Source organism: Haloferax sp. s1, from assembly GCF_058382125.1.
This window is the reverse complement of the sequence record NZ_JBZRPK010000008.1, coordinates 1-551: the sequence shown is the minus strand read 5'-3', so window position 1 is coordinate 551 and position 551 is coordinate 1. Positions and strand designations below refer to the sequence as shown.

Here is a 551-nt window from a genome sequence, read left to right as displayed (position 1 = left end):
CGCTCGGGTCACGCTCCCCGTCAAGCTCCACTACAAACTCCCACCCAAGATCCGGAAAGTCGGGCCCATAAGGGCTCTCGAGCCGCTCGTTCCACTGATCAAGATTCAAGCCAACGCCGGTTCCCGGTGTGCCCTCATCCCGATCCATCCACCGCCTTCTGGAGGGTACGTACCAATTGCCTAGCTCAACATCCGGTACAAAACGCACCACTATTTGGGGATCGCAGTCCTCAACCCATTGATTAAACTCTTCCTTATTCCGTAGTTTGAGATCCTCTTGCTGCAATCGGTCGTCATGATCCTCGTTACAGAACGCACGAACGAGACTGTGACGTTTTACTACCTTGCCACCGACACGGACGACGACATCGAGCTGCTCCATCGCAAGGTACAGGAAGGTCGCCTGCTTCAGCAGACTTTGCTCCGTTTGAAGCTCCATCTTATCGATCGTGAGTCTCATGTGCTCCCAGTTCGGAACAGAAAAAACACTGCGCTGCGGGTCGAAACGCATCAAGCGAGTACCGGAAAGCGCCTGCCCTGACGATGCCTGT

Annotated in this window: 1 protein-coding gene; it reads right to left on the bottom strand. The window is 54.8% G+C overall.

Annotated features, from left to right (window positions below; genetic code table 11):
* Positions 1 to 460 (bottom strand): hypothetical protein (locus QT222_RS00035; protein ID WP_491475903.1); only part of this gene is annotated, 460 nt, incomplete at its 3' end.
* Between the last annotated feature and the right edge of the window lie 91 nt (positions 461 to 551).